Origin of the sequence: Lentzea guizhouensis (assembly GCF_001701025.1) — a bacterium.
In the GTDB taxonomy this organism is placed as follows: domain Bacteria; phylum Actinomycetota; class Actinomycetes; order Mycobacteriales; family Pseudonocardiaceae; genus Lentzea; species Lentzea guizhouensis.
In genome coordinates, this window is the sequence record NZ_CP016793.1 from 7,218,975 (window position 1) to 7,243,526 (window position 24,552).

Below are 24,552 nucleotides of genomic sequence, written 5' to 3' on the forward strand. Positions count from 1 at the left end.
CGCCACCGGGGCGACCGGCGGGGCAGGCGCCGCACTGGCCGCGCTGCCCGAGTTCCTGCTCGCGGCCGTGTTGCTGGTGGGCCTGTCGGTGTGGCTGGGCTGGTTCCCGCCCTACGGCTGGCAGGGGCCGCAGCACCTCGTGCTGCCGGCGTTCGCCCTGGGCATCCCGGCCGGAGCCGTCCTGGGCACGCTGTTCGCCGACGCGTTTCCCGCGGTGTTCCGGGAACCCTGGGTCGGCGTGTGGCGGTCCTGGGGTTGCGGCCGATCGGTGCTCGTCCGCGGCGTCCTGCGGCGCGCTCTGCCACCGTTGCTGCCCCAGGCCGGGCTGGTCGTCGTCGGCCTGACCGGCGGTGCCGTGGCGGTGGAGGCGGTCTTCGCGGTCCCCGGCATCGGCAGGACGGCGCTGGGAGCGGCACGTGCGCAGGACGTGCCGCTGTTGCAGGGTTGTGTGCTCGCGCTCGTGCTGCTGGGCCTCGTGGCCGGTGCGGCCGTCGGCGTGGTCCGGCGGAGCATGCTGGGACCCGCGCTGCGCGACGCCTCCCTGGCGTTGCCCGCGATCGTGCGGTGGACACCGAGCCGTTGGCGCGTCGCGGTTCCCGTGACCAGCGCCGCGCTGACCGCGGTGGTGATCGGCTGGGGCCTGCTGCGCGATCCGCTGCGCATCGACACGACAGCCCGCCTGGCGTCCCCGAGCTGGGCCCACCCGCTGGGCACCGACGGACTCGGCCGCGACGTCCTCGCCCGGCTCGCGCACGGCGCACCGGCGACCATCGGCGTGGCGGCCGCGGTGTGCGCCTGCTCCTGCATCGCCGCTGTGGCAATGGGTTTTCTGCCCGGCATCGCCCGAGGTGCGGCGGACGCGGCGAACGCGGTGCCACCGGTGATCGCCGGCATCCTCGTGGCCGCGGTCCTCGGTCCCGGCACGATCGGAGCGTCACTCGCCGTCGCACTGGTCTCCTGGCCCGCCCTGGCCGCACACGCCGCCGCACTCGTGGAACAGACGCGCGCCTCGACCCACGTCACCGCGCACCGGGCCCTCGGCGCGACACCGTCGTGGATCGAGCTCCGCCACGTCCTGCCCGCCGTCGCCGGCCCGGTCGCCCGCAACGCCGTCCTGCGCTTCCCCGGCATCGCGCTCGCCCTCGCCTCACTGGGCTTCCTCGGCCTCGGCACCCAGCCGCCCGCACCGGAGTGGGGCCTGATGCTGGCCGAGTCGCTGCCCTACGTCGAACGAGCACCGTTCGCCGCGCTCAGCCCCGCGGCGATGCTGTCGCTCGTCGCGGTGTTCAGCATGTCGTCGTCCGGCTTGCTCACGTCGGCGAAATCGGCCAGCTCGACTTTCCGGTGGCGCCGCCAGCACCACGTTTCACCCTCTGCGACGGTTCAACCACCAGCGGAAGTGTGACCATCAACACCCGCCTGTGACGCTCTCGTGTTCATTTCGTAACATGGCCCGCCGTGTGCACCTTACCTCGTCCCCAACCCAAGGTTTCCTGAATGCCGGGCCGACATAGAACGAATCCGACACCCAACCGGAAGCTGCCCATCGCAGTCGCCACCACCCTCACCGCGGGCCTGGTCGTGACCTTCTGGGCCGTCCGCGACTCCGACCAGTCGATCGACCCCACCGGAGCGGCCGCCCAGCTGGCCGCTCCGTCGAGCACGGTCAGCCAAGCACCGCCGTCCGTCGTGTCGTCGACGACCGCGCCACCGTCCTCGTCATCCCCGGCGACCACCACGCCGCCCCCGGTCACCACGACGCCACCTCCTCCGGTGACCACCCCGCCGCCCCCACCGCCACCGCCGCCTTGCCCGACCACCCTGGACGGCGTCAAACCGCACGCGGCGCAGGTCGGTCACCACCTCGCGGGCAAGTTCGGCGTGGACAACATCGGCGGCGCCACCGGCCGTGGCGGCTCCGGCGACCACCCCACCGGCCTCGCGCTGGACTTCATGGTCGACACCACCACCGGCAACGCCCTGGCCGAGTACGTGCTCGCCAACCGCCGCGCGTTCGGCGTCACCTACGTGATCTGGCGGCAGCGCTACAACGACGGCAGCGGCTGGTCGATGATGGAGAACCGCGGCAGCCCCACCGCCAACCACATGGACCACGTGCACGTGTCGTTCCAGGCGAGCGCGACCGTCAAGGTCAGCTGCTGAGCTTCTGACGACTCCGGGTCGTTCGAGACCTGCGGCCGGGCCGGGGGTCGGGAGCACCGCTCCCGCCCCCCGGCTCGGTGCTCTCAACGGTGGGCCTGGGGGTTCGGTGGACGCTGTGCGTGCCAGAGCCTCTACCCGGCAGCCTGCAGTCCGCGCACGAAGGCCGCCTGTCCGGCGTGCTGCAGGTCGTCCTCGAGCACGCTGACCAGTCGCACCGCGCGCGTCACCGGGGGATCCCACGACTCGTCGACCACCTCGGACAGCTCCGCCGGCTTGAGCTCCCGCAGATAGGCCCGGGTGCGTTCGTGCACGGCCCGGTGGTAGCCGAGCAACAGGTCGGACGGCGCCACCACCGCGGCGACCTGGTCGGTGTCGTGGCCGTAGCCGGTGTCCCCGTGGGGAAGCGGGAGGCCGAACCGTTCCGCCCAGCCGGCCGCGGTCCACACCTGCTCGGTGCCGGCCAGATCGGCGACGTGGTCGTCCTGCACGCGGGTGAGGTGCCAGACGAGCCAGGCGATCGAGTTGGCGGAACCGCCGGCCCGGTGCGCGAGCTGGTCGGCGGTCAGGTCTTCCAGTGCTCGTGCCACGGCCTGCTCGACGCGCTCGAACCCGTCCAGCAGCAGATCCGTCGCGTTGATCTCACTCATGGTTCCGGATACCCGATCGGCGGTTGCGCGGTAACCTTTTCTCCGCAGACAGTGCACATTCCGTTGAGCTGGACAGCTGAGCACCCACGAACCCCCGGGGGAATCAGGCGTGGCAGATCCGCACCGTTCCAGTGCGATGGAAACGGGGCTGGTGGACGACCCGGCGAGCCGCGCGTCCCGTGATCCGCTGCGAGCGGTTCGACTGCTCACCACGGTCTTCGCGGCGCTGGGCGGTGCCGCGTTGGCCGGGAACCTCCTGTTCGCCGCCGGCGGTGTCGCGCGTTTCCCGCTGGCTGTGCTGGTTCTCCTCGTCATGGCCTCGTGGTGGCTGTGGCCGCGTCAGGACGGCTGGGTGGCCGCGGTGGCCGAAGGGGTCGTCACGGCGGGTGCGGCGCTGGTCCTGCCCGCCGTGCAGCCGGTGCTCGCGTTCCTGTTCGGCGCGACCACCCGGCGTGCGTTGCACGGCGGCCCCTGGCGGTACCCGGTGAAGTCGCTCGTGGGCCTCGCCGGGTACCTGGCGGGGCTGTGCACGTCCCTGTCCCAGGCGGACCAGGTTGATCCGGGTGTGGTGATGGCCGGCGTCATGCCGTTGCTGGGACTGGTGATCGGGACGTTCGCGCTGCACGAGACCGTCCGTGCCGTCGGGGTGGAGCGCACGGCCCGCCGGACCGTGGGGGCGCTGCTCCAGGCGACGCCGGTCGGGCTCGCGCTGCTCGACGAACGGGGCACCCCCCGGCTGCACAACCACCGCGCCCGGGAGATGTTCGGCTGGCACGACGACACCTTCGAAGAGAACACGGTGCCCTGCCCGCACGGCACGCCCATCACCGGATGCCGCGACGGCTGCCAGTCCGCGGACGGACCGGTCGAGGTCGAGTCGCCCGCCGGTCTGGTGCTGGCCGTGCACACCGGACCCGTCGAGCAGGAGCACGGACCCGACCACACGGTCGTCGCCGCCGTGGACGTGAGCAGACGCCGCCAGTGGGAGAAGGCGTTGCGCGACAAGGCCGAACGCGACGAGCTGACCGGGCTGGCCAGCCGTGCCCACTTCCTGCACGTCCTCCAGGAGGCGCTGACCCTCCACCCCGTCGTCGGGCTCCTGATCGTGGACCTGGACAGGTTCAAGGACGTCAACGACGCCGACGGCCACGAAGCGGGCGATGAGTACCTCAAAGCCGTGGCGGCCTGCCTGAGCTCCGCCTTGCTCGCCGGTGCCGTCGCGGGACGGCTCGGCGGTGACGAGTTCGCCGTGCTCGCTCCCGGCTTCGAGGTTCGCGACACCGTGCGCCTCGCGAAGTCCGTGCTGACCAAGCTGAACGGCGGCCCGGAGTCGTTCGGGGCGAGCATCGGCGTGGCGGTGTCCCAGGGCGGTGCGGGCTCGGCCGAGCTGCTGCGCAACGCCGACACCGCGATGTACGTCGCGAAGCGCGAAGGCGGCAACCGGGTTCGCCTGTTCCAGCAGGAGATGGGGGAGCAGGCACTCGCCCGCCAGCGGGACAAGACCGACCTGCGCACCGCGATCGAGACCGGCCAGCTGGTCGTGCACTACCAGCCGATCGTCGACCTCGCCACGGGCGCGGTGACGAGCGCGGAGGCCTTGGTCCGGTGGCAGCGCCCCGGCACGGGTCTGCTGGGACCCGACGCGTTCATCGGCCTGGCCGAGGAGACCGGCCTGATCGTGCCGCTCGGCGAGAAGGTGCTCGAGTCCGCGTGCGACCAGGCCGTGCGCTGGCACGCCGAGGGGCGCTCGTTGGGGGTGACGGTGAACGTCTCCACGCGCGAACTGTCGAACTCCGGCTTCCTGCCCCGGCTGGAACGCGTGCTCGCCACCACGGGGCTGCAACCCGGCCGGCTCACCATCGAGGTGACCGAGAGCGTCTGGGCCGACGAGCCGGCGATGCGGAGCCTGGTCGCCGTGCGCGACGCGGGGATCCGCGTGGCGCTGGACGACTTCGGCACCGGCTACTCCTCGCTGAGCTACCTGCAGCGCTACCCGTTCGACATCGTGAAGGTCGACAGCTCCTTCACCAGGGCCCTCGGCAACAACGGCCGCACCGAGGGCGTCATCAGGTGCATCATCGCCCTCGCCGACGTCCTCGGCGCGAAGACGGTCGCCGAAGGGATCGAGACACCGCAACAGGCGGACTGGCTCCGTGCTGCCGGGTGCTCGTACGCGCAGGGCTACCTGTTCGGCAAGCCGACCGAGGCGGCGAGCTGGGACACGCGGACCTCGGTGGCGTTCCCGAGCAGCTGATCCGGAGTCAGCCCGTGCCGCGGGTGACCGCTGCGAGGACGATCTCCTGCGCTTCGCGGACGGTGGCGGACAGGGCGGCGGGATCCCGGCTGATGCGGTCGATTCCGGCGCGCATGGCACCGGAGAGCAGTTCCACGGTCATCCCGGCGTCGCCCACCCCGTGGAACTCGCCGCTGGTGAGGCCGTCGCGAACGACGTTCTCGACCTCGGCGACGAGCGGGGTGAACGGGTTGTCCGGTCCGTCCGGCAGCTCCGCGACCAGGGGAGTGGCGTTCGGCAGGAACATCAGCTGCATCGCGTGGTTCGTGGACGCGGACATGATCGCCTCGATGATCTCCCGCATCCTGTCCGCGGCCGGCTCCGCGGAACGCGCGGCGATCGCGGACACCTCTGCGGTGAGCGGGAGGCTCGCTCGCCGGGCCAGCTCCAGGACCAGCGCGCGTTTGTCGGCGGCGTAGTTGTAGAGGGTGTTGCGCGCGAGTCCCGCCTTGGCGGCGATGTGCCCCATGGTGATCGAGTCGTAGTCGCGTTCGAGGAGCAGCTGCCGCATCGCCTCGGTGAGGTCGGTCCACACCATCTCGTGGTGTTCCTCGATCGTGGCGGCTCGGATCCGCGGCATCTGGTCGTTCTCCTCGGTGGCGGGCGGTGCCGGTTCACCCGGCGGACGTGGTGGCCGGCAGGTGCGGCTGGTTCTCCTGGTGGATCGCGGTCAGCTTGACATGCCGCAGCCGCCAGCCGTCCGGAGTGCGCACGGCCTCGTCGTCGTAGAAACCGACCACCAGCCACGGGCCGGCACCGTCGGCGACGACCTCGTCCGGCAGCCAGTGCTCCGCGCGGACGTGGGCGTGGATCTTGGCGGTGTCGCCGTCGATCTCGACGACGTGTCCGGTGATCGCGTGGTGCGTCGCCTTGAACGGCGCGAAGCTCGCCCGGAGAGCGTCCACATAGGTGCTGAGCGGAACCGTCATCTCCGGCATGCCCGTGACGGACGAGAAGTCGAGCGTGAGCTCGTCGGTGAAGACCCGGCCGGGCAGCGTGTCGAACTCCTTCAGGTCGGCGATGTCGGCGTAGTGGCTCATCAGCTCGATGAGCTCGGTCCGGTCGGTGAGCGTGTCCATGATCGTCCTCTTTGTTTTCGCGACAACCTGTCGTGAATATTACGACAGGTTGTCGCAAAAGGGCAAGCGATGGTCGAGCCGGCTCCACCGGAAGAGGGAGCTGCCTGCATGGTTTCGTCCACAGTGCACGGAGAGGATCGGTCTCGTTCGTCGTTCCCGGTGCGAAGGAAGAGCATGTCGAGACTGAAGTCCGTGCGCCTCCACGGCGATGACCGGCACCGCTCGCGCGGTCATCAATGGACAGGACTCCACCGAGCGCGGGCGACGTCAAGGGCGTCTGCGGCGCATCGCTGATCCACCCGCGGTGGGTGGTGACGGCGGCGCACTGCGTCGACCAGGGGGCGGGAGGGGCGGTGCTGGACGGCACCGTGCGCATCGGCAGCGGCCGGCGGACCTCCGGTGGCACCGTCCGCACCATCGACCGCGTCGTGCGCCACCCCGGCTACGAGGTGAGCCCAGGTGTGCAGCCGAACCGCAACGACATCGCGCTGGTGCGCCTGGACCGCCCGGTCGCCCAGCGGCCGATCCGGATCGCCGACCGGGCCGGCGCGCCCGGCACCCCGACTCGGCTGCTGGGCTTCGGCACCACCGTCGAGGGCGCCGGGCCGGACGAGTGGAAGTTCGCCGAGCGGCTCCGGCGGCTCGACACCCGTCGCGGCGCCGAGGCCGAGTGCGCGCCCGGCTTCGCGGACCGCACCTGGGTGTGCACGGTCAGCCGGAAGGCGGGCGCCATGGCGTGCTCCGGCGACTCGGGTGGGCCGCAGCTCCAGCGCGGGAAGTGGGGGCGGTGGGAGCTGATCGGCGTCACCTCCGGTCCCGGTGACCAGGACGTGCCCTGCGCGAACGGTCCTGGCCTGTACACCAACGCGACCGCGTACGGCGGCTGGATCCAGAAGACGATCAACGTCAACCGCTGATCGCGTCCGGCCTGACCGGGTGCCGCCACGTCCCCTCGCGGCGGCACCCGGTGTCAGCGGCTGTCGCCGCGCGTTCCCCGCCGTGCGCGTTGTCCGGCCCCGGCATAGCGGTCGCGGAACGGTGCGCTGGCCGCCGGACCCGCGGCGAAGACGAAGTCCTCCCCGTCGACCCGGCGGCCGGAAGTGCGGTCGACGAGCACTGGCTCCACCTCCTGCCCGGTCTCCGCGTCGACCAGCACCATGCTGCGCTCGGCCGGGTCGAGCCGGGCGTTGCCCCACGCGGCGAGCGCCACGATCACCGGCCGCAACGACCTGCCGAGGTCGGTGAGCAGGTACTCGTACCGGACCGGGTTGTCCTGGTAGGGCTCCTTCCGCAGCACCCCGTTCGCCACGAGCGCCTTGAGCCTGCTGGTGAGCATGCTGGTGGAGATGCCGAGGTTCTCCTGGAACTGGTCGAAGCGGCGGTAGCCGTCGAAGCAGTCGTGCAGGATCAGCAACGTCCACCACTCGCCCACATACCCCAGCGCCGTGGACAACGGGCACTCGCGGTCCTGCAGTCGCGGTCTGGCCGCCACGTCACGCCTCCTCCGAAGTTGCTGCTAAAGTCGAAGCCACTGACTTCGACTTTAGCAGTCACTGGTCTGCGCGACACGACGAGGAGCCCGGCATGACGACGACCCCGGCAATCATCCAGCGGTACTTCGAACTGGCCCCAGGACAGGACACCGAGGCGTACTTCGCCCTCTTCGCCGACGACGCCCTCGTCGAGGACGAGGGCGCGGAGCACAAGGGCATCGACGCCATCCGGGGGTGGCGCACGGAGGTCCCGCCCGTCGAGTACACGATCACGGACGTCGAGCCCGTCGGTGATGGCGTGGTGGTGACCTGCACGATCACCGGGGACTTCCCCGGCAGCCCCTTCGCCGGCCTGAAGCACCACTTCGAGGAGTTCGACGAGAACCACGTGCGGGTGCTGCGGATCCGACCGTGACGGCGCGGTCTCTGTTGCCGTGCCGGCGTTTCCTCCAGAGCGTCCTTTCCAGACGGTGATGCTGGGATCACTTCGGTCCCGGCGTGGCGACGATCCGGCGGGCGATCACGGGTGGCGGATCGGCCAGACCGGGACCTCCCGCCTCGACCCAGTCGGCAACACCGTGCACCGCGTCGTCGTCCAAGACCGACCCCACCCACACCGGCTTCGCGCCGGCGGCCCGCGCGGCCGGGCTGGGCTGCACGACCACCACGTTCGACACCTCGCACGCGTCCAGGCAATCGGCGACCTTGACCGCGGTGAGCCGCGTGCGCAGCAGGTCGAGCTGGCGGTCGTGGTCGACCTCGGGGTGCTTGCGCTCGGTGCCGCAGCAGCACCCCCGGCAGACGGTGATCCGTGACGTCATGATCTCGTTCTACTCACCCGCGCGCCGGACCGGGCGAAAAGGTGCTGCGGTTCTCAGCGCCGTCGCCGGTGACCAGGTCGCGGGCGCCGACCACCCGCGCGTTCACCGTGGGAGAGCACGAGTCAGGCCGCCTCCCGGCGGAACACGTGCGCACCCCAGGCCATGGTCGCCCCCGCCATCCCCGCCGCCACCAGGAACCCCGCCAGCACGTCTCCCGTCGCGTACTGCCCCAGGAACGCGTCCCGGATGCCGTCGACCACGTACCGCAACGGCGTCAGGCGAGACACCACGTCGAGCCACGGCGGGGCCAGCGACATGGGCAGCAGGATGCCGGACAGCAGCAACAGGGGCACGGTCACGCTGTTCAGCAGCGGTGCCAAGGACTCCTCGCTGCGCGTGGCCAGGCCGATCGTGTAGGAGAGGCCCGCGAGGCTGGCGGTCAGCAGGGCGATCAGCAGCACGCCGAGCGCCACGCCCGCGATCGGGGCGCGCAGCCCGAACGGCACGGCCACCAGCAGCAGCACGCAGGACTGGCCCACGAGCAGCAGCACGTCGCGCAGCACGCGGCCGAGCAGCAGGGCGACCCTGCTGACCGGTGTCACCCGCATCCGTTCCACCACACCGGACCGGACTTCGGCGATCACCGAGAAACCCACGAACGCCGCGCCGAACAGCGCCAGCTGCACCAGCAGGCCGGGGATGTAGACGCGCCACGAGTCCGTGCCCAGGTCGAGGCCTTGCAGCAGCGGTCCGAAGAACACGAGGTACACCACCGGCTGCACCAAGCCGACCACCAGCCACAACGGGCTGCGCACCGACATCGCGAGCTGTCTGCGGAAGACCAGGTACGTGTCGCGCATGATCACCCCACCACCACTCGGCCGGGCAGCTCCAGGGAACGACCCGTCACCGCGCGGAAGACGTCGTCCAGCGTCGGCTGGTGCAGTTCCACCGACGAGACCTCGAACCCGGCGTCGTCCAGCACCCGCAACAACGAGACCAACGCGCGCGAGCCGTCCGCGACGGTCAGCCGCACGGACGATCCGGACACCGCGACCGAGTGGACCAGGGGGTGCGACTCCAGCAGGGAAACGCCGCCGGACACCTCCAGGGTGATCACGTCGCCGCGCAGCTGCCGCTTGAGCGAGGCGGGTGTGCCGGACGCCACCACCGCGCCGTGGTCCACGACCAGCACGCGGTCGCACAGCGCGTCGGCCTCGTCGAGGTAGTGCGTCGTCAGCACGACGGTGGTGCCGGGCAACGCGCGCAGGTGTGCCCACAGGTCGTCGCGGCTGGCGGGGTCGAGGCCGAGGCTCGGTTCGTCCAGCAACAGCAGCGCGGGGGAGTGCACCAGGCCCAGCGCGATGTCGAGCTTGCGGCGCTGCCCGCCGGACAGCGTCGCGACGGTCCGGCGCTCCAGCCCGGACAGGCCGAACACCTCGCACAGCTCCGCTCCGCGCGAGCGCGGCACCCGGTACAGGTCGGCCTGGAACTCCAGCTCCTCCAGCACCCGGCAGCGCGGCTCGGTGCCGCCGCTCTGCGCCACGTACCCGATGCGGGAACGCACCAGCGCCGGTTCCGCCAGCAGGTCCGCGCCGGCGACCACGGCGGTGCCGGACGTGGGGCGCAGCAACGTGGTCAGCATCCGCAGGGTGGTGGTCTTGCCCGCGCCGTTCGGTCCGAGCAGGCCGACCACCTCACCGGGCGCGACGTCGAGGTCAACTCCCCGCACGGCGTCCACGTCGCCGAACGACTTGCGCAGGCCGCGTGCGAAGATCACGGCGGTCACCACCCCACGGCGACGGCGGCGACCAGATCGCGCTTGTGCGTGATCGACACGCTCACGCCGCTGATCCCGGCCTCCGCCGCCGCGCCGGCCGCGGTCGCGGTCAGCGTCACGCACGGCTCGCCGCCAGGTGCGCGGGTGACCGCGATGTCGTGCGGGGCAACGCCTTGGAACAACCCGCGGCCCAGCACCTTGAGCACCGCCTCCTTCGCGGAGAACCGGCCGGCCAGGAACTCGGCGCGCCGGGTCGGGCTCAGGCCGTCGGCGTGTGCGAGCTCGGCCTCGGCGTAGACGAAGTGGCGGAACCACCTGCGCCGCAGCAGCGCGTCCAGCTCGTCGAGTGCGGTGAGGTCAACGCCGAGCCTCATCGGTCTCGCCCTCCCCGAAGAAGTCGTGCTTGAGCAGCCCCTGGAACGCCGACAGCCGGTGCAGGTTGGACGTGCCCTCCATGAACTCGAACGCCCGCAGGTCGCGGTGGACCTTCTCCAGCCACGGGTGCTCGATCAGCGACGCCGGCCCGAGCAGCTCGGCGGCGAGCCTCGTGACCTGCTCGCCGAGCTGGGCGGCCCGCATCTTCACCACGCCGATCCGGTGCGGGTTCACCACACCGCGGTCGATCTCGCCCGCCACCTCGAGGATCATCCGCCGCACCGCCTCCACGCGGTCGAACACGCCGTCCACCCGCAGCTGGTTCCAGCGCGACAGCGGCGGCTTGTGCTCGGTCAGGTAGTCGCACGCCGCCTGGGTGAGGCCCAGCGTCATGGCGGCCAGCCCCGGCCGGAAGCGCAGCAACGCGTGCAGGGCGCCGTAGACACCGCGCCTGCTCGGCGGGCGGTGCCTGCCCAGCACGCGATCGGCGGGAATGCGCACGTCGTCGAACCGCAGCGCGCTGATCCGCGCGCCGCGCAGGCCGATCATCGGCAGCAGCTCGGCGTGGAACCCCTCTGCCGCCGGATCGACGACCACCGCCTCGATGCCCCACGGTCCGGGCGCGCGACGGCAGAACACCACGCCGATCTGCGCCCGCGCCCCGTTGCCCACGTAGCGCTTCTCCCCGTTCAGCAGCCAGTCGTCGCCGTCCCGGGTGAGCGTGGTCTCGAGCTCGAGCGCCGCAGATCCCTTGCCGGGCTCGGTCAGGCCGAAGAACGTCCACACCGGACCGTCGTGCGCGCGGCCGAAGAAGTGCTCGCGCTGCTCGTCGTCGCCGAGCTCGCGGACCACGTCGCGGGACAGTCCGGCACCCGGCCCGGCCAGGATCGCGCCGGGGTCGCCGTGAGACAGGGCCTCCAGCACCACGCACAGCGCCGTGCAGGTGGGGTCGAACGGCTCGACCGGGGAGGGGCGGCGGAACTCCGGCGGCGTGAACACCTGGTCCAGGACGGCGAACGCGGGCAGGTGCAGGAACTCGGTGATGGCGTCGGGATCGCGGTCGAGCGCCATGCCCACCTCGCGCAGCGCGGGCGCCACCTCGCGGCAGTGCGCCCGCAACCGCAGCAGCGGAGCGTCCAGCAGGTCGTCTCGGCTCAGCAGGGTGGTCATGCGCTCTCCCGGTCCGGGTGCAGGTAGACGTTGCCGGTGACCTCGGCCAGGTGCAGGTCGCCGCCGGGGCCGGACACGAGGAAGCTGCTCGCGCCGAGCAGGCTCAGCAACAGCCGTCCCGCGTCGACCAGTCCCTGGTGGGCGCGCCACCTGGCGTGCGCGTCACCGGTGGGCAGCACGGCGTTCTCGCGCACCTCGACCGCCACGTCGGCCAGCGCGGTCTGCACGAGCTGGCGGTCGAGCAGCGACGAACCCTGCGACGTGCGCCCGCCCAGGTGCGTCATGGCGTGGTCGATGCCCTGCCGGAGCAGGTCGCGGTGCAGTCCGAGCAGGCCGCCGGCGAACCGGTCCAGCTCCTCGCCGTCCGACGGCGTGCCCCGCCCGACGCCGAGACCGAAGCGGTGCAACGGGTGTTCCGGCGAGCTGATTCTCCGTGACGAGGCGAGCGCCACCCCGCTGCGCGCGGTCACCAGGGCGTCGCCGTGCAACCGGTCGAGGTCTGCCGCGTAGGAACTCATGTCGTGCCCTCCTGACTGGCACGGCGCAGCAGCGCCGCGTGACTTCGCCCGGTGCGCGGATCGGTGTCGCACAGGACGAGTGCGTCGTGGGCTTGGGCCCACTCCTCGTGGTGGCGGGCCAGTGCCAGCCACACGCTGGTGCAGTAGGAGCCGCGGGCGACCCGGTGCACGGGGAGGTCCGGCAGGTCGCCCGCCCACGGACCGGCGACGACCAGCGGCCGGTGCCCCGCGACGCTGGCGGACACCAGTTCCGCCAGGTCGTCCGACGCCGGTGGCACGGCGGCGATCTCCCACGGCCCACCACCCCCGAGCACCAGCACGGCGGCGGTGTCGGCGAGCCCGTCGCGCGCCAGCGGCTCGTCGTTGCCGAAGGTGCCCTGCTCGACCACGACGACGGTCCCCACCCGGCACCGGCCGGACCGGTGGTAGGCCGCCGCGACCCGCAACGCCGTGAACGGCGCCCGCAGCCCCTGCTCGGAGATCGCGAAGTTCTCCGACCCACCGCCCAGCAGCTTGTCCACGTGGCCGCCGATGGAACGGAACGGGTAGTGGTCGGGCAGCCCGTGCGCGACCACCACCAGGTCCGGCTTCGGTGGTTCCGGCAACAGCTCCAGCGCCTGCCCGGCGAGTTCCTGGAACGTGACCCCCGCGCCCCGCGCCAGCCGTTCGGGGTCGAGCTCGACACCGAACGGCGTCATCAGGTCGCGCTGGTACGACACCAGCCACTCGTCGGGCACGTAGGGGTTGCGGTGCGTGGCGACCACCGCGCTCGCCGCGGTCAGGGTCAGCATCACACCGCGACGTCGAGGTTGGCCTCGAGGTAGTCGGCCAGCGTGCCGATCGTGCGGAAGTCGTCCATCTGCAACGTCTCCGGGTCGACCTCGATGCCGGTGTGGTCCTCCAGCGCCATCAGCAGCGTGAGCACCGAGGTCGAGTCCAGGTGCAGGTCCTCGAACAGCCTGGTGTCCTCGGTGGCGTCGGAGTAGTCGCGCTGCATCACCTCGGTGAGCGCGTTCGTGATCGTCTTGAGCACCGTCAACCTGTCCATTGTGGAACTCCTTCTCAGACCGGGATGAGTTGCTGCTTGCCCAGCAGGTCTTCTGCGGTGTCCCGGCGCCGCACCAGGTGCGGTGTGCCGTCGAGCACCAGCACCTCGGCGGGGTAGCCGTGGCTGAGGAACAGGCCGGGGGAGGCCGACGGGCCGTACGCGCCGGAGCGCTCGACGCCCAGCAGGTCGCCGGGGCGGACCTCGGGCAGCGCGACCTGCTTGGCCACCACGTCGTTGGGCGTGCACAGCGGCCCGGTGACGTTGTACGGCCGTTCGGCCGGTTCCTCGTACCTGGTCAGCGACCGCACCGGGAAGTTGCGCTTGACGAAGCTGCCGACGCCGACGGCCGCCATGTGGTGGTTGGTGCCGCCGTCGGCGACCACGAACCACTCGCCCATGGACTCCTTGACGTACCGCGCCCGGACGACGTAGGTGCCGCACCAGCCGACGAGGTAGCGGCCGAGCTCGGTGATCACCCGGCTGCGGTGCCTGCCGAGGAAGTCCGCGACCGCCGCGTTGACGCCGAGCGCGAGCGCCTCGACGTCGAGGTCCTTCTCGTTCTCGAAGTACGGCACGCCGAACCCGCCGCCGACGTCGACCGTCTCCAGGTCGAAGCCGAGCTCGGCGGACAGCTCCTCGGCCGCCGCCAGGATGCCGCGGGTGTTCTCCACGACGTTGCCGGCGTCGAGGATGCGGGTGCCCATGTAGCCGTGCACGCCCATCACCCGCACGTGCCGCAGCGAACGCAGGAACGACCTCGACCGCAGCAGCACGGCCTGGTCGATGCCGAACTGCCGGGGCTTGCCCCCCATGGACAGGCGTGCACCCTTGGCGGTGAACGCCGGGTTCACCCTCAGCATCACGTCCACGCCGCCAGGTACGCGCAGGTCGTTGAGCAGCTCCACCTCGTCCAGCGACTCGCACACCACGGCGTGCACGCCCATCTCCACGCACGCCCGCAGCTCGTCGACCGACTTGCCCGGCCCGAGGAACACGATGTCGCGTGCGGCGGCGCCCGCGCGGTGGGCGGTGATCAGCTCGACCAGCGAGGAGACCTCGATGCCCGCGCCGAGCGACCGCAGCACCGCGCACACGCTGACGTTGGGGTTCGCCTTGGCGGAGTAGAGGATGTCGACCCGCGGGTCCAGCAGCTCGCGCAGCGACCGGTACACCTCGCGCAGCACGTCGCCGTCGTAGAGGTACAGCGGTGTGCCGAACCGGGCGGCGAGCTCGCTGATGGGATGTCCCTGCACGGTGAACTCTGCGGTCATGGCATCTCCAGTGCGGTAGCGGTCGCGGCGTCCAGCGCCTCCAGCGCGGTCCGGTCGGGGGCGAACGACATGGTGTAGAGCCGTCCGGCGGCGACGGTGCCGAAGCACGTCACCACGACCTGCGGCGGCAGCACCCGGCGGATCTCGTCGAACCCGACGTCACGCACCGGGTAGTGCCTGGCCAGGCAGGAGTGGCCGGGCGGGACCAGCCGCTCGACGACCCCGCCCTGGTAGGTCGACATGTTCAGCCGGGCGTTGATCTCCAGCACCGGGTGCAGGACGTCGTCCGCGTCCAGGATCGCGTCCACGCCCGCCACCCCGTGGAACCCGTCGCGGTGCAGCCGGGCGCCCACCGTCCGCGCCGCGTGCCCGAGTTCCTCTTGCTGCGCCGCGGTGAGGTCGGCGGGCATGATGTGTCCCTTGTGGACACCATTCTCGGTGAGCGCCTGCTTGACGAAGTCGAACGTCACCGAGCCGTCCCGCGCGACGGTGAACTGGTAGTTGAGGTCGTACCGCTTCGGCAGCCAGTGCTCGACCACGACGTGCAGCCGGTCGTCGCCGGTGCGGGACGCGCGGCGGCGCACCAGCTTGCGCAGGCCGTCCACCTTGGCCTGCGTGTCCAGCACGACGAGCCCCTTGCCGGACACGCCGTACGCGTCCTTCACCACAGTCGGCCCGGTCACGCGGTCGAGGACCGCTTCGAGCTCGGCGACCGACTCCACGCAGTGTCCCGGTACCGGACGCAGCCCGGTGTCCTCCACGAGCCTGCGGCTGTAGATCTTGCTGTTGACCCGCTCGAAGACGTCCGAGCCGGGCACCGCCAGTGCGATCCCCGCCGCGTCGGCGAGCTTCTCCTCGTCGGCGGTCGTGCCCATCGGGAGCAGCTGCCTGCCGCGCAACGCGGCCAGCAGCTCCGGTGAGGCGAGGGCGTTCTCCGTGGTGGAACCCCCGGTGTGGCCGGGGACGAGCACCTCGGGCAGCTCGAACCCGAGCTCCTCCGCGTACCGGCGGAAGCCGGGGTCGAGCTCGTGCGACGCGATCAGCACGTCGTCCGGTCCGGCCAGCAGCGCGCCGAGCTGTTCCATGCGGCGCACGACGTCCGTGGACGCGGAGAGGGCGGCCGTGGGCAGTCCGACGTGGTTCGTCGCCCACCGGGCTTCGGCCTCGAAGTTGCACACCAGCGCCAGCGGCGTGGTGGGGGAACCGGTGAGCGCGGTCTTGATGGCCCGCAGGTAGTCGGTCGTCATCTGCCACCCCTGTGCTCGACCACCATCGCGGCGTAGGTGGCACCGAGACCGACCGACGTGAGCAGGTAGAGCCCGCCGTCGGCCAGCCGGCCCTCGTCGCGCAGCGTGGCGTAGTTGAGGAACGGGTCCGCGCAGCAGCAATGGCTGTAGCGCGGGATGTTGCCGAAGTAGGCTTTGGACCTGGGGATGCCGATCTCGTCCAGCGTCCGCTGCCACAGCAGCTTGCTCACGTTGTGCGGCACCAGCATCGTGATGTCGTCCAGCGCGACACCGGCCCGGTCGACCGCCTTGCCCACCGCTTCCGCGAGGAAGCCGACGTAGTTGTCGTTGAACTCCTTCACGAGGTCGTCGGCGAGGTACACCCCGTCGGACAGCAGGACCTGTGTTTTGGTGGCGTAGGACCGCACCACATCGCCCTCGCCGCCCGCGCTCACGAGGCACGCGGTCGACGCCTCGCCGAGGATGGTCGTGTTGTTGACGACCCTGAACCGTGCGGTGACGGGCTTTTCGCCGGTGAGCACCAGTGCGCGCACGTCCGGGTCGTCCTCGGCACGCAGCAGCTCGCCGGCGATGTCGACCGCGGCGAGCCCGCTGGCGCAGTGCTGCTGCGTGACGGCGAACGCCTCCGCGTCCGGCAGCCCGAGCGCCTGCCGGATGACGTCGGCCGCGTCGATGGTCGACGGCGTCACGTCGAGCACGGTGTGTGCGTACAGGACGTACTTGACCACGCCGGGATCCGGCAGTTCTTTGACAATCTGCTCGCCCGCGGCGGCGACGAGGGCGAAGACGTCGATTGCCGGGTCGTCGCGGACCTGGTCGAACCCGTGCAGGTTGCGGAACATCCGCACCACGTACCTGTTCAGCCCGAGCCGCTCGCCCATCTCCTCGATCGGCACGGACCGATCGGGCGTGAAGGCGGCGATCCGCTCCAGCGTGGTGACCCGACTCGACATGGGGCGCAACGCTAGGGTCGTGCCGCCGTGCCAGCATGAGGGCAGTCCCTACATCTGACCCTGCAAGGGTTTCAGCAGGCAGTCGAACTCGGGCCCGTCGTCGGCGAACGTGGTGCGCGCGACCTGGCACCAGCCCCACCGCAGGTAGGCCGACCGCGCGGGCTCGTTGTCCGGTTGCACGCAGATCAGGCCGCGTTCCTCCGTGCGCCGCGCGAGGAAGTCGTCGTGCAGGGTGCGGGCGATCCCGTTGCCGCGCCACCGCCGCCGCACCATGATCTCCTGGATGAACACGGTGCGGCTGCCGGTCTCCTCGGTCGTGGCCGCGGGCAGCACCGCCTTCAACGGCGTCCACCAGCGGGTCCACCTCGGCAGCGCCCAGCCGTAGAGGTAGCCGGCGACCTCGTCCCCGTCGAACGCGGCAACCAGCTCGAACCCCGGCTGGCGCAGCGCCACGACGAGCCGGTCGCGGAAGCGTTCGCCGGAGAAGTAGCCGATGCCCGCGAAGCGCGGTTCGCGGTGCACCTCGCCGTGCACGGCGACGAGTTCGTCCAGCAGTTGGCGAGCATCCGGGCGGCGCACGGTCAAGACGGTCATGGCGCCGATCGTGTCGCCGCGCACCGCCCCGGGCTACCCGCAATGGCGCGAATGCAGGGTTTCACCCCATGCTGTGCGTCGATCGGGGTGTCTAGCGTGCGCGGAATGGGACAGCTCGAGGTCGAGTTCGCCGGAGCACGCGAGGGCTCCGGGCCGGTCACCCTGGGACAGGCCAACGTCCTGGAGTGGATCGGCGAACAGGAGCAGGAGCGCTCCGACATCCTGTGCCGGTTCGTGCCCGTGCCGGCCGGCCGCGGCCTGGAGGACGTCCGGGAGTCGCTGGCCGTTCTGCTCGCGCGGCACGAGTCGTTGCGCACCACCGTCCAGCCCGGCCCGCAGGCGGTCCAGACCGTCGCGCGCTCCGGCACGCTGGTCGCCGAGATCCACGAGGGCGACACCGAACCCGTGCTGCGGGAACGCATCGCGGGCACCCGGTTCGACTTCGGCCGCGACCTCCCGTTGCGGGTCGCGATCTCCACCCGCGACGGCGAACCGCACGTGGTGGCACTCGCGTTGTCCCACCTGGCCGCGGACTTCGCGAGCATGGAGCTGCTGGCCGCCCAGTTCGCCCGGATGCTGGCCGACCCGGCCGAGCGCGTGGCCGGACCCCTGGCCCTGCAGCCACTGGACCAGGCGGAGCACGAGTCGCAGCCACCCGCACGACGCCGTGCCGGGTCGGCGTTGCGGTTCTGGGAGACGCAGCTGCGGCGCATGCCGCAGGCGATGTTCTCGCACCCGCCGCTGGGCCCGGCGGGCTGCCGGGAGGGCTACCTGAAGTCGCGTGCGGCGGGCCTGGTGCTGCCGTCGCTGGTGGCGCGCACGGGCGTCAGCCACTCGACGGTGCTGCTGGCGATGGCGGCGACGCTGCTGGCGGTGCGCACCGGCAACCCGCGCGGTGCGCTGGTGTCGATCTGCGGCAACCGCTTCCGACCGGGCACGGCCTCCTACGTCGGGACGATCGCACAGGACGCGCTGGTGCCGTTCGAGCTCGGCTCGTCCACTGTGGACGACGCAGTGCGCGGGGTGCGGCTCGCGACCATGAACGCCTACCGCTACAGCCAGTTCGACGCGCGGAAGCTCTGGCCGGTGATGGACGCCGTCGCCGATGAACGCGGCACGCGGTTCCAGCGCGACTGCGTCTTCAACGACGTCGGCGCGCACCAGGAGGACCGCGTGACCGACCCGGCGCCGGTGGACCTGGAGGAGGTGGCCGGCGCGCTGCCGGACACCGCGTTCCAGTGGCTGCCCGCGTCGTCCTACCCCGTCGCCTGCTACTTCACCGTGATCCGGGCGGGCCGTGAGGTGGAGCTCGCGCTGTACGGCGACACCCGGTACCTGCCGGAGCCGGACATCGAGGCGTTCCTGCGCGGGGTGGAGGCGTTGGTCGTCGCCTCGGCCACGCGGCCGGTGCCGGTGGCGGAAGTGGCTTCGCTGACCGGGATCACCCCGGTCGAGCGCGGTGCCGGCTGGGTGTGCCGGGACTCCTGCTGGGTGGAGGTCGCGGCGGTGCAGCGGTTGCTCGACGACGTCCTCGACGGCCCGGCGCGGGTGTTCGACCACGGCGGGGAGCTGGTCGCCTACGTCACCGGGTCCGTGACCCCGCGGGAGGCGCACGTCCGGTGTCTGGCCGCCTTGCCGGGGCGCTACACCACCGTCGCGCCGAACCGGTACGTCGTGGTCGCCCGTGCCCCCGGCGATCTCACCGACCGGGCGGCGTGGTCGGCCCAGCCCGTGCTGGCCGAGGGGACCGGCCGGTCAGGCGAGACCGCGTGAGCGCGGTGCGGTGACCACGATCTCGAAGATTCGTGGTCACCGCACCAGCCGCTGCGCAACGCCGACCCTCGACTTGACGCCCAGCTTCGTGAACACCCGCGCGAGGTGGGCCTCCACCGTCTTCACCGACAGGAACAGCTTCGCGGCGATCTCCCGGTTGGTCAGCCCGGCCGCCACGAGCTCGGCCACCTCGCGTTCCCGTCCGGACAGCGCGTCCACCGTGCCGGCGGCTTCCGGCCGGCGCGGCCGGGGAGCCCTGGCACCGAGCCTGCTCTCGCTGTTGCGGACCGACGCGAGCAGCCAGGTCGCGTCGCACGCCGCGTACCCCTCCTTGGCGCGGCCGAACCAGGTTCGCGCGCCCTGCAGATCTCCGGCAGCCGCAAGGCTTTCGGCGCCCAGGCGGACGCCATCGCGACGTGCAGGGGAGACGCGGCACGGGTGAACCACTCCGCCGCGGCCTCGGCCTCGGCCACCGAGGCGGGCAGCTGTCCGCAGTGGGCGAGCACACGGGTGCGGGCCAGGTGCGCCAGGCCGCGGTGGAACGGCAGGTCGAGCGCGCGGGCGTGCCCCAGTGCCTGCTCGGACAGCTCCAGCGCCTCGTCCCACGACCGCAACGCCGACTTCGCCACCGCCAGCGACGAACGCCAGTGCACCGCCGCGAGACCGGTGGCCTCGGAGTCCAGGTACCCGGCGACGCGCGTGACGACAGCGGCCGGCCGGTCGGCGAGCAGCTGCGCCGTCACGACCGCCGCGTCCGCTTCGGCCGTCCACCAGGCGGAGCTGGGCGACGAGGTCGCCGCCAGGTCCAGTGCGGCGTGCGGGCCCTGCCGCCACACCGCGGTCCGCAGCCGGACCGCGTCCGCCATCGCCTTCAGCTCCGCGCTGTCGATGGCGGCCGCGGCGTCGTACGCCTCTTGTCCCTCCTGCCACGCCACGTCCAGCCGTCCGGTCCGTTCGGCCAGCGCCGAGCTCGCGACCAGCAGGTACGGCATGACGTGCACCCGTCCGTTGGCCAGCGCGATCTCCTTGCCGCGCGCGAGGTGCCGTTCCGCGTTGCCGTAGTGCTCGAGGTGCAGCTCCAGCCACGCCAGCGGTGGCAGCACGTGCAGGTGGTCACGCAGTTCGGCGTCGCCCAGCCCGTCCACCCCGCGTGCCGCCTCCGCCAGCAGCTCGCGCGCGGCCGGCACGTCGCCCTGCAGCAGCGTCGCCAGTCCCTGCAACGTCGTTCCCGCGACCTGGCCGGGGTCACCGCCGCGCAGCCCGTCCTCGACGGCGTCCGCGCGTGTCCAGCGCACGCCACCAGGTCGCCCTGGAGCAGCTCCGCCGCCGCCAGCTCGACCACCAGCGGCCCGCTGCCCTCACCGGCCGCGAGGAGCTCGGCCTCCAGCAACGCCCGTGACTCGTCCAACCGCCCCAGCAGCCGATCGGCCAACGCGTACAGCCGCACCGCCTCGCGCCGGTGCGTGCCCGCGGACTCCAGCACGTCGTGCAGGATCTCCCGGCTCTCCCCGGGCCGGTCGCTCAACGCCACCGCCCTGGCCAGCAACAGCAGCAGCTCCGCCCACCGCGGGTGCGACTGCGGCATCATCCGCACCGCCGCGCGCAACCAGTCCGCCGCACAGGCGGGTGCCGTCTCCAGCGCGACGGCCGCCGCGTCGACCAGCGCCTCCGCCGTGTGCTGATCGCCCACACCCGCCTTGCTCAGGTGATGTGCGCGCAGGGCGAGCGACCCGCCACGCGCCCGCAGGTGTTCCTCCGCCCTGCGGTGTGCGGCGATGCGCCACGCCGGTCCGGCCGACTGGTAGGCGGCGGCGCGCACCAGCGGGTGCCGGAACCGGAACCGCGCGCCCACGGTGTGCAGCACCCCATGGCCACGAGCTCGTCGAGCGCCCCGAACACCTCGCTCTCCGGCCGACCGGCGATGCCGGCCACGAGGTCCGGCTCGGCCTGGTCACCGGCGACGGCCGCGGCGTGCGCGACCAGCCGCGTGCCGTCGCCCAGCGTCCGCAGCTCCGAGGCCAGCAACGCGCGCAGCCGGCGCGGCATGTCCTCCGGATCGCTGTGCTCACGGGTGGCGAGCCCGGCCAGCGTTCGCTCGTCGGCGAGCGCGAGAGCGTCGAGGTAGAGCGGGTTTCCACCGGTGACGGCCATCAGCAACCGTCTTCGCCGCACCGGCAGGTCCGGCAGCAGCTGCGCCACCGCCACCTCGTCCAGCGGCGCGGGTGCCAGCCGCGTCACCGCCGCCCGTACGGGCCAGCGCGCCGGGCAGCCCGGCGGCACGCGATGCCCCTGGTAGGCGACCGCGACCAGCAACGGCGCCACCGGCAGGTCCAGCAGCAGGTTCTCCAGCAGCTCCTGCGACGCCTCGTCCGCCAGGTGCAGGTCGTCCAGCAACAGGGCGAGCCCCGGTGGCCGCGCCCGCCGCGCCAGCACCTGGCGCACCGGGCGGTGCAACCGGTGCGCCTCGGCACCGGCACCCATCTCCGTGATGACCGACGAGATTTCCTCGTCCGCCTCCGCGACGATCCCGAAACGCTGGTCGCGCGCGTAATCCCCGGCCCGGCCCAATACCAATTCGAGTGAGTGGTCTTCAACCGTTCGGGCTAGCTCGTCGAGTAATCGGGTCTTCCCCATTCCGGTTTCCCCGTAGATCTCGACGACCTGCGGCTCACCGGCCACCACACGGGCCACCACCTGGTGCAACGCGTCGACCTCTGATCGTCTGCCGACAATTGGTGACCTGGCGCCCAGCACGGCGTCCCCCCGCGTTCCGCAATTCCACCCAAATGCGAACGCGTCGATGCTATGGGTCGGGCACCGGCACCGTCGATCAGCTCATCGGACGCAGCTCATTCCACCGGCCCGCATCGGGAATTGCTATTGCGCCGATAGCGGGTGGGAGGACGCGGGCCTGGTCCCGTGCCAGTCCAGGCACACCACCATCGCGTCGTCGGAGACGGTCCGGGTGTCGCGGTGTCCCGCGAGCTGCCGGAGGACCTCCCGGGGCATCTGGGCCGCGGGCAGCAGGCGGGTCAGGTTGATCGCGCGGGCCAGTGCGCGTTCGCTGTAGCGCTCGCCGGAGGGGGAGGCCACGTCGTACACGCCGTCGCTGACGAAGATCAGCCGGTCACCCGGCTGGACGTGGAACTCCTCGGTGGCGTACTGGCTGTCGTCGAACATGCCGAGGGGGAGCTGGGCGTCGAAGGTGACGGGTTCGACGGTGTTGCCCCGCTGGCGCCACATGCGGGGTGATCCCGCGTCGACGACCTCGACGCGTCCGGTCTTCAGCTCGAACCGCAGCAGCAGGACCGAGACGTGCGACCGGCCCGCGTGCTGGCCGTAGACCGCCTGGTCGGCCAGCGCGGCCTGGTCGGCGAGCGGGACGCCGGCGCGGCGGGCGTTGCGCAGGGCGTTGATCGTGAGGTTGGTCAGCAGGGCGGCGTCGATGCCCTCGCCCATGCCGTTGGTGACGGTGAGCGTGAGGTGCTCGGCGGTGGTCGACCAGTCGAAGTTGTCGCCGTAGATGGCGTAGGCGGGCTCCAGCTGCGCGCCCAGGTCGTACTCGGACCGCTTGCAGGACCTGCCCGGCAGCAGCTGCCACTGCATCTCTGCGGCCAGGGTCAGCCGGGCCGCCCGGCGGGCCTGCAGGTACAGGTCGGTGTCGCGTTCGGCGACGACGATCTCGTGGCCGAGGGTCTGGGCGATGGTGACCAGCTCGGCCAGGACGTCCGGTGCCGGTGTCTTCGGCAGGCCGACGGCCAGCACGCCGAGGCGGTCGCCGCGCACGGTGACGGGCAGGTACGCCGTCACCGTGGAGTCGGCGTGGCGTTCGACGAACTCCTGCTGCGCGCCGAAGGCCTGGCCCGGGACGCTGCCGTTCACCGGGATCGGCTGGCTCGTGTAGGGCAGCTCCGCGACCTGTTGCAGCATGGTCAGCGCGTAGTCGGCCATCAGCAGGTCCACCGCGTCGGCCCGGTACAGCTGTCTCAGGTGTGCGCGCGCGACGTTGAGCAGGTCGTGCGGTGCGGCGGTCCGCAGGGCCTGCTCGACGACGAGATATCTGTTCACCGCTGGTGCGGCCACGAGGTGCCTGCCTTCTGTTGACGGGTGCCGATCATGCAACGTGGGTGCGGCCGGACATGACACCGGACCACGGGGAGTGCGACAGTGGGGACGTGAACCGGATTCGGCCACACGCCACAGTCGACGACGTGCTCCTGGTTCTCACCCAGGTGGTCGAACAGGTCGAGGTGATGTGGGAACGGAGCAAGGACGTCTCGCCCGCCCCGTTGTCGGTGTCGCAGCTGCGCGTGCTGTTCGTGCTCGAGAGGTCCGAGGGCGCGAACCTGCGCGCGCTCGGTGAGGCGCTGGACGCCGCGCCGTCGTCCGTCAGCCGCCTGTGCGACCGGCTGCAGGCGGTCGGCTTCCTGGAACGCGGGCTGAGCGCCACCAGCCGGCGCGAGGTCGAGCTGACGCTGAGCGAGCGCGGGCGGGCCTACCTGGCCGAACTGCGTGAGCGGCGGCGCGAGCACCTCCGCGACGTCGTCGGCACCCTGCCGGCCGCGGCCCGGTCGACGCTGGTCACCGGACTGCGGCAGTTGCGTGACGCGGCCCCGGTGGTGCACCGGCTGGACGACGACGGCGAACCGGGAACGCAGTCCGCCTGACCTCCAGACCGCCACGCTCGCCACCTGTCCAATCTCGTGCGCCGCAACGGCGTTCATCACCGGACCGGTCTGCTAACGTTTGTCGTGCGACAATAGTTTAGTGACGGGGACATTCGACGGTCGGGGCTGGCGTGGCGACAGGGGGCACAGCGGTGCGCTTGCCGATCCCGGGCCGGCGGCATGCGGCCAGGTGACCCTCCGGCGCAGCAGCCGCCGACCTCGTCCCCGCAGACCCACCGGGTCGCCTCGGGAGCGGACCTGCTCGCCGCTCGGCAGGCGGTGCGGGCGGCAGCCGTCGCGGCGGGGTTCGACCTCATCGGCCAGACCAAGGTGGTGACCGCGGCGAGCGAGCTCGTCCGCAACGCCTACATCCACGGCGGTGGCGGCACCATGGACATCACCCCGATCGTCGGGCAGAGCGGCCGCCTCGGCCTGCGGCTGCGGATCAGCGACGACGGACCCGGCATCCTCGACGTGGACGCGGCGCTCGCCGACGGGTTCAGCACCAGCGCCGGCCTGGGTCACGGCCTCGACGGAACGCGCAGACTCGTCGACGAGTTCCACATCGACACGGCGGCGGGTGCGGGCACCACGGTCACCGTCGTGAGATGGGCTCCGTGACGCAGTCCTCGACCCCTGTTCCCTCCCGGAGACCACCCT

29 protein-coding genes are annotated in these 24,552 nt (G+C 71.9%); 9 read left to right on the forward strand and 20 right to left on the reverse strand.

Features of this window, described 5'->3' with window-relative positions:
• Positions 1-67 precede the first annotated feature (67 nt).
• Both BBK82_RS34945 and BBK82_RS34950 read left to right on the forward strand, forming a co-directional pair.
• Positions 68-1,405 (forward strand): ABC transporter permease subunit, encoded by a 1,338-nt coding sequence (locus BBK82_RS34945; protein WP_065918783.1) that lies wholly within the window; start codon positions 68-70, stop codon positions 1,403-1,405.
• Positions 1,406-1,581: 176 nt separating this feature from the next.
• Positions 1,582-2,163, forward strand: a complete 582-nt coding sequence (locus BBK82_RS34950) for a VldE C-terminal domain-containing protein (protein WP_154697667.1) — start codon at positions 1,582-1,584, stop codon at positions 2,161-2,163.
• A 131-nt stretch (positions 2,164-2,294) separates the two neighbouring features.
• Here BBK82_RS34950 and BBK82_RS34955 read toward each other — a convergent pair whose 3' ends face one another.
• Positions 2,295-2,801, reverse strand: a complete 507-nt coding sequence (locus BBK82_RS34955) for a mycothiol transferase (RefSeq protein WP_083268937.1) — start codon at positions 2,799-2,801, stop codon at positions 2,295-2,297.
• Positions 2,802-2,919: 118 nt separating this feature from the next.
• Between BBK82_RS34955 and BBK82_RS34960 the strand changes: the two genes are divergently transcribed.
• Complete coding sequence (locus BBK82_RS34960; RefSeq protein ID WP_154697668.1) at positions 2,920-5,064, forward strand: putative bifunctional diguanylate cyclase/phosphodiesterase; 2,145 nt, start codon at positions 2,920-2,922, stop codon at positions 5,062-5,064.
• A gap of 7 nt (positions 5,065-5,071) precedes the next feature.
• On the opposite strand, the gene BBK82_RS34965 is transcribed toward BBK82_RS34960, so the two are convergent.
• Together BBK82_RS34965 and BBK82_RS34970 are read right to left on the reverse strand one after the other, a co-directional pair.
• On the reverse strand, positions 5,072-5,683 hold the full coding sequence (locus BBK82_RS34965) for a TetR/AcrR family transcriptional regulator (protein WP_065918786.1): 612 nt from the start codon (positions 5,681-5,683) through the stop codon (positions 5,072-5,074).
• Positions 5,684-5,717: 34 nt separating this feature from the next.
• Positions 5,718-6,182 carry a nuclear transport factor 2 family protein gene (locus tag BBK82_RS34970; protein ID WP_065918787.1) on the reverse strand — a complete coding sequence of 155 codons (465 nt, stop codon included), beginning with the start codon at positions 6,180-6,182 and terminating at the stop codon, positions 5,718-5,720.
• A gap of 236 nt (positions 6,183-6,418) precedes the next feature.
• Here BBK82_RS34970 and BBK82_RS34975 point away from each other — a divergent pair, with 236 nt between their 5' ends.
• The gene (locus BBK82_RS34975; protein WP_065918788.1) at positions 6,419-7,099 is read left to right on the forward strand and encodes a S1 family peptidase; all 681 of its coding nucleotides are present in this window, start codon (positions 6,419-6,421) and stop codon (positions 7,097-7,099) included.
• A 53-nt stretch (positions 7,100-7,152) separates the two neighbouring features.
• On the opposite strand, the gene BBK82_RS34980 is transcribed toward BBK82_RS34975, so the two are convergent.
• Positions 7,153-7,674: a winged helix-turn-helix transcriptional regulator gene (locus BBK82_RS34980; protein ID WP_071812734.1), complete on the reverse strand. Its 522-nt coding sequence runs from the start codon at positions 7,672-7,674 to the stop codon at positions 7,153-7,155.
• A gap of 92 nt (positions 7,675-7,766) precedes the next feature.
• Here BBK82_RS34980 and BBK82_RS34985 point away from each other — a divergent pair, with 92 nt between their 5' ends.
• On the forward strand, positions 7,767-8,090 hold the full coding sequence (locus BBK82_RS34985; protein ID WP_065918789.1) for a nuclear transport factor 2 family protein: 324 nt from the start codon (positions 7,767-7,769) through the stop codon (positions 8,088-8,090).
• Between the two features lie 67 nt (positions 8,091-8,157).
• Here the strand turns inward: BBK82_RS34985 and BBK82_RS34990 are convergent, their stop codons facing one another.
• The 12 genes from BBK82_RS34990 to BBK82_RS35045 form a co-directional block, all read right to left on the reverse strand.
• On the reverse strand, positions 8,158-8,496 hold the full coding sequence (locus tag BBK82_RS34990; RefSeq protein ID WP_065918790.1) for a hypothetical protein: 339 nt from the start codon (positions 8,494-8,496) through the stop codon (positions 8,158-8,160).
• A 122-nt stretch (positions 8,497-8,618) separates the two neighbouring features.
• Positions 8,619-9,356, reverse strand: a complete 738-nt coding sequence (locus BBK82_RS34995) for an ABC transporter permease (RefSeq protein WP_237047732.1) — start codon at positions 9,354-9,356, stop codon at positions 8,619-8,621.
• Positions 9,357-9,358: 2 nt separating this feature from the next.
• Positions 9,359-10,276: an ATP-binding cassette domain-containing protein gene (locus BBK82_RS35000; protein WP_065921585.1), complete on the reverse strand. Its 918-nt coding sequence runs from the start codon at positions 10,274-10,276 to the stop codon at positions 9,359-9,361.
• A gap of 5 nt (positions 10,277-10,281) precedes the next feature.
• Positions 10,282-10,650 carry a holo-ACP synthase gene (locus BBK82_RS35005; protein WP_065918792.1) on the reverse strand — a complete coding sequence of 123 codons (369 nt, stop codon included), beginning with the start codon at positions 10,648-10,650 and terminating at the stop codon, positions 10,282-10,284.
• Positions 10,634-11,821: an acyl-CoA dehydrogenase family protein gene (locus tag BBK82_RS35010; RefSeq protein WP_065918793.1), complete on the reverse strand. Its 1,188-nt coding sequence runs from the start codon at positions 11,819-11,821 to the stop codon at positions 10,634-10,636. The genes BBK82_RS35005 and BBK82_RS35010 overlap by 17 nt, the downstream gene beginning before the upstream one ends.
• The gene (locus BBK82_RS35015) at positions 11,818-12,339 is read right to left on the reverse strand and encodes a hypothetical protein (protein WP_065918794.1); all 522 of its coding nucleotides are present in this window, start codon (positions 12,337-12,339) and stop codon (positions 11,818-11,820) included. Before BBK82_RS35015 ends, BBK82_RS35010 begins: the two co-directional genes overlap by 4 nt.
• Complete coding sequence (locus BBK82_RS35020; RefSeq protein WP_065921586.1) at positions 12,336-13,130, reverse strand: hypothetical protein; 795 nt, start codon at positions 13,128-13,130, stop codon at positions 12,336-12,338. The genes BBK82_RS35015 and BBK82_RS35020 overlap by 4 nt, the downstream gene beginning before the upstream one ends.
• Complete coding sequence (locus BBK82_RS35025) at positions 13,130-13,387, reverse strand: acyl carrier protein (protein WP_065918795.1); 258 nt, start codon at positions 13,385-13,387, stop codon at positions 13,130-13,132. Before BBK82_RS35025 ends, BBK82_RS35020 begins: the two co-directional genes overlap by 1 nt.
• A gap of 14 nt (positions 13,388-13,401) precedes the next feature.
• Positions 13,402-14,658, reverse strand: coding sequence for a type III PLP-dependent enzyme domain-containing protein (locus tag BBK82_RS35030; RefSeq protein WP_065918796.1), 1,257 nt, complete (start codon positions 14,656-14,658; stop codon positions 13,402-13,404).
• Entirely contained in the window at positions 14,655-15,905 is a 1,251-nt protein-coding gene (locus BBK82_RS35035; protein ID WP_065918797.1) for a preATP grasp domain-containing protein, read from the reverse strand. Before BBK82_RS35035 ends, BBK82_RS35030 begins: the two co-directional genes overlap by 4 nt.
• Positions 15,902-16,858 (reverse strand): 3-oxoacyl-[acyl-carrier-protein] synthase III C-terminal domain-containing protein, encoded by a 957-nt coding sequence (locus BBK82_RS35040; RefSeq protein ID WP_065918798.1) that lies wholly within the window; start codon positions 16,856-16,858, stop codon positions 15,902-15,904. Before BBK82_RS35040 ends, BBK82_RS35035 begins: the two co-directional genes overlap by 4 nt.
• Before the next feature lie 48 nt (positions 16,859-16,906).
• Positions 16,907-17,452, reverse strand: coding sequence for a GNAT family N-acetyltransferase (locus tag BBK82_RS35045; protein ID WP_154697670.1), 546 nt, complete (start codon positions 17,450-17,452; stop codon positions 16,907-16,909).
• Between the two features lie 105 nt (positions 17,453-17,557).
• Between BBK82_RS35045 and BBK82_RS35050 the strand changes: the two genes are divergently transcribed.
• Positions 17,558-19,225 (forward strand): condensation domain-containing protein, encoded by a 1,668-nt coding sequence (locus BBK82_RS35050; RefSeq protein ID WP_065918800.1) that lies wholly within the window; start codon positions 17,558-17,560, stop codon positions 19,223-19,225.
• A gap of 36 nt (positions 19,226-19,261) precedes the next feature.
• On the opposite strand, the gene BBK82_RS54885 is transcribed toward BBK82_RS35050, so the two are convergent.
• Both BBK82_RS54885 and BBK82_RS54890 read right to left on the reverse strand, forming a co-directional pair.
• Entirely contained in the window at positions 19,262-19,414 is a 153-nt protein-coding gene (locus tag BBK82_RS54885; protein ID WP_269466111.1) for a response regulator transcription factor, read from the reverse strand.
• Entirely contained in the window at positions 19,387-20,520 is a 1,134-nt protein-coding gene (locus BBK82_RS54890; RefSeq protein WP_065918801.1) for a hypothetical protein, read from the reverse strand. Before BBK82_RS54890 ends, BBK82_RS54885 begins: the two co-directional genes overlap by 28 nt.
• Positions 20,521-20,688: 168 nt before the next feature.
• On the opposite strand from BBK82_RS54890, the gene BBK82_RS53120 reads away from it, so the two are divergent.
• Positions 20,689-20,907 carry a hypothetical protein gene (locus tag BBK82_RS53120; RefSeq protein WP_065918802.1) on the forward strand — a complete coding sequence of 73 codons (219 nt, stop codon included), beginning with the start codon at positions 20,689-20,691 and terminating at the stop codon, positions 20,905-20,907.
• Between the two features lie 19 nt (positions 20,908-20,926).
• Here the strand turns inward: BBK82_RS53120 and BBK82_RS35065 are convergent, their stop codons facing one another.
• Entirely contained in the window at positions 20,927-21,979 is a 1,053-nt protein-coding gene (locus BBK82_RS35065; RefSeq protein WP_071812736.1) for an AAA family ATPase, read from the reverse strand.
• A 123-nt stretch (positions 21,980-22,102) separates the two neighbouring features.
• Positions 22,103-23,308, reverse strand: a complete 1,206-nt coding sequence (locus BBK82_RS35070) for a PP2C family protein-serine/threonine phosphatase (RefSeq protein ID WP_237047733.1) — start codon at positions 23,306-23,308, stop codon at positions 22,103-22,105.
• 128 nt (positions 23,309-23,436) lie between these two features.
• On the opposite strand from BBK82_RS35070, the gene BBK82_RS35075 reads away from it, so the two are divergent.
• Both BBK82_RS35075 and BBK82_RS35080 read left to right on the forward strand, forming a co-directional pair.
• Complete coding sequence (locus tag BBK82_RS35075; RefSeq protein ID WP_237047734.1) at positions 23,437-23,892, forward strand: MarR family winged helix-turn-helix transcriptional regulator; 456 nt, start codon at positions 23,437-23,439, stop codon at positions 23,890-23,892.
• A gap of 180 nt (positions 23,893-24,072) precedes the next feature.
• On the forward strand, positions 24,073-24,513 hold the full coding sequence (locus tag BBK82_RS35080; RefSeq protein ID WP_065918804.1) for an ATP-binding protein: 441 nt from the start codon (positions 24,073-24,075) through the stop codon (positions 24,511-24,513).
• The last annotated feature ends 39 nt before the right edge of the window (positions 24,514-24,552 follow it).

Coding starts and splice junctions, on each gene's coding strand:
- BBK82_RS35010 (WP_065918793.1), bottom strand. CDS start 11,821: ATGACCACCCTGCTGAGCCGAGACGACCTGCTGGACGCTCCGCTGCTG.
- BBK82_RS35040 (WP_065918798.1), bottom strand. CDS start 16,858: ATGTCGAGTCGGGTCACCACGCTGGAGCGGATCGCCGCCTTCACGCCC.
- BBK82_RS35030 (WP_065918796.1), bottom strand. CDS start 14,658: ATGACCGCAGAGTTCACCGTGCAGGGACATCCCATCAGCGAGCTCGCC.
- BBK82_RS35025 (WP_065918795.1), bottom strand. CDS start 13,387: ATGGACAGGTTGACGGTGCTCAAGACGATCACGAACGCGCTCACCGAG.
- BBK82_RS35015 (WP_065918794.1), bottom strand. CDS start 12,339: ATGAGTTCCTACGCGGCAGACCTCGACCGGTTGCACGGCGACGCCCTG.
- BBK82_RS34990 (WP_065918790.1), bottom strand. CDS start 8,496: ATGACGTCACGGATCACCGTCTGCCGGGGGTGCTGCTGCGGCACCGAG.
- BBK82_RS35080 (WP_065918804.1), top strand. CDS start 24,073: ATGCGGCCAGGTGACCCTCCGGCGCAGCAGCCGCCGACCTCGTCCCCG.
- BBK82_RS35045 (WP_154697670.1), bottom strand. CDS start 17,452: ATGACCGTCTTGACCGTGCGCCGCCCGGATGCTCGCCAACTGCTGGAC.
- BBK82_RS34970 (WP_065918787.1), bottom strand. CDS start 6,182: ATGGACACGCTCACCGACCGGACCGAGCTCATCGAGCTGATGAGCCAC.
- BBK82_RS35035 (WP_065918797.1), bottom strand. CDS start 15,905: ATGACGACCGACTACCTGCGGGCCATCAAGACCGCGCTCACCGGTTCC.
- BBK82_RS34975 (WP_065918788.1), top strand. CDS start 6,419: ATGGACAGGACTCCACCGAGCGCGGGCGACGTCAAGGGCGTCTGCGGC.
- BBK82_RS35020 (WP_065921586.1), bottom strand. CDS start 13,130: ATGCTGACCCTGACCGCGGCGAGCGCGGTGGTCGCCACGCACCGCAAC.
- BBK82_RS34965 (WP_065918786.1), bottom strand. CDS start 5,683: ATGCCGCGGATCCGAGCCGCCACGATCGAGGAACACCACGAGATGGTG.
- BBK82_RS34985 (WP_065918789.1), top strand. CDS start 7,767: ATGACGACGACCCCGGCAATCATCCAGCGGTACTTCGAACTGGCCCCA.
- BBK82_RS35050 (WP_065918800.1), top strand. CDS start 17,558: ATGGGACAGCTCGAGGTCGAGTTCGCCGGAGCACGCGAGGGCTCCGGG.
- BBK82_RS35005 (WP_065918792.1), bottom strand. CDS start 10,650: ATGAGGCTCGGCGTTGACCTCACCGCACTCGACGAGCTGGACGCGCTG.
- BBK82_RS34995 (WP_237047732.1), bottom strand. CDS start 9,356: ATGCGCGACACGTACCTGGTCTTCCGCAGACAGCTCGCGATGTCGGTG.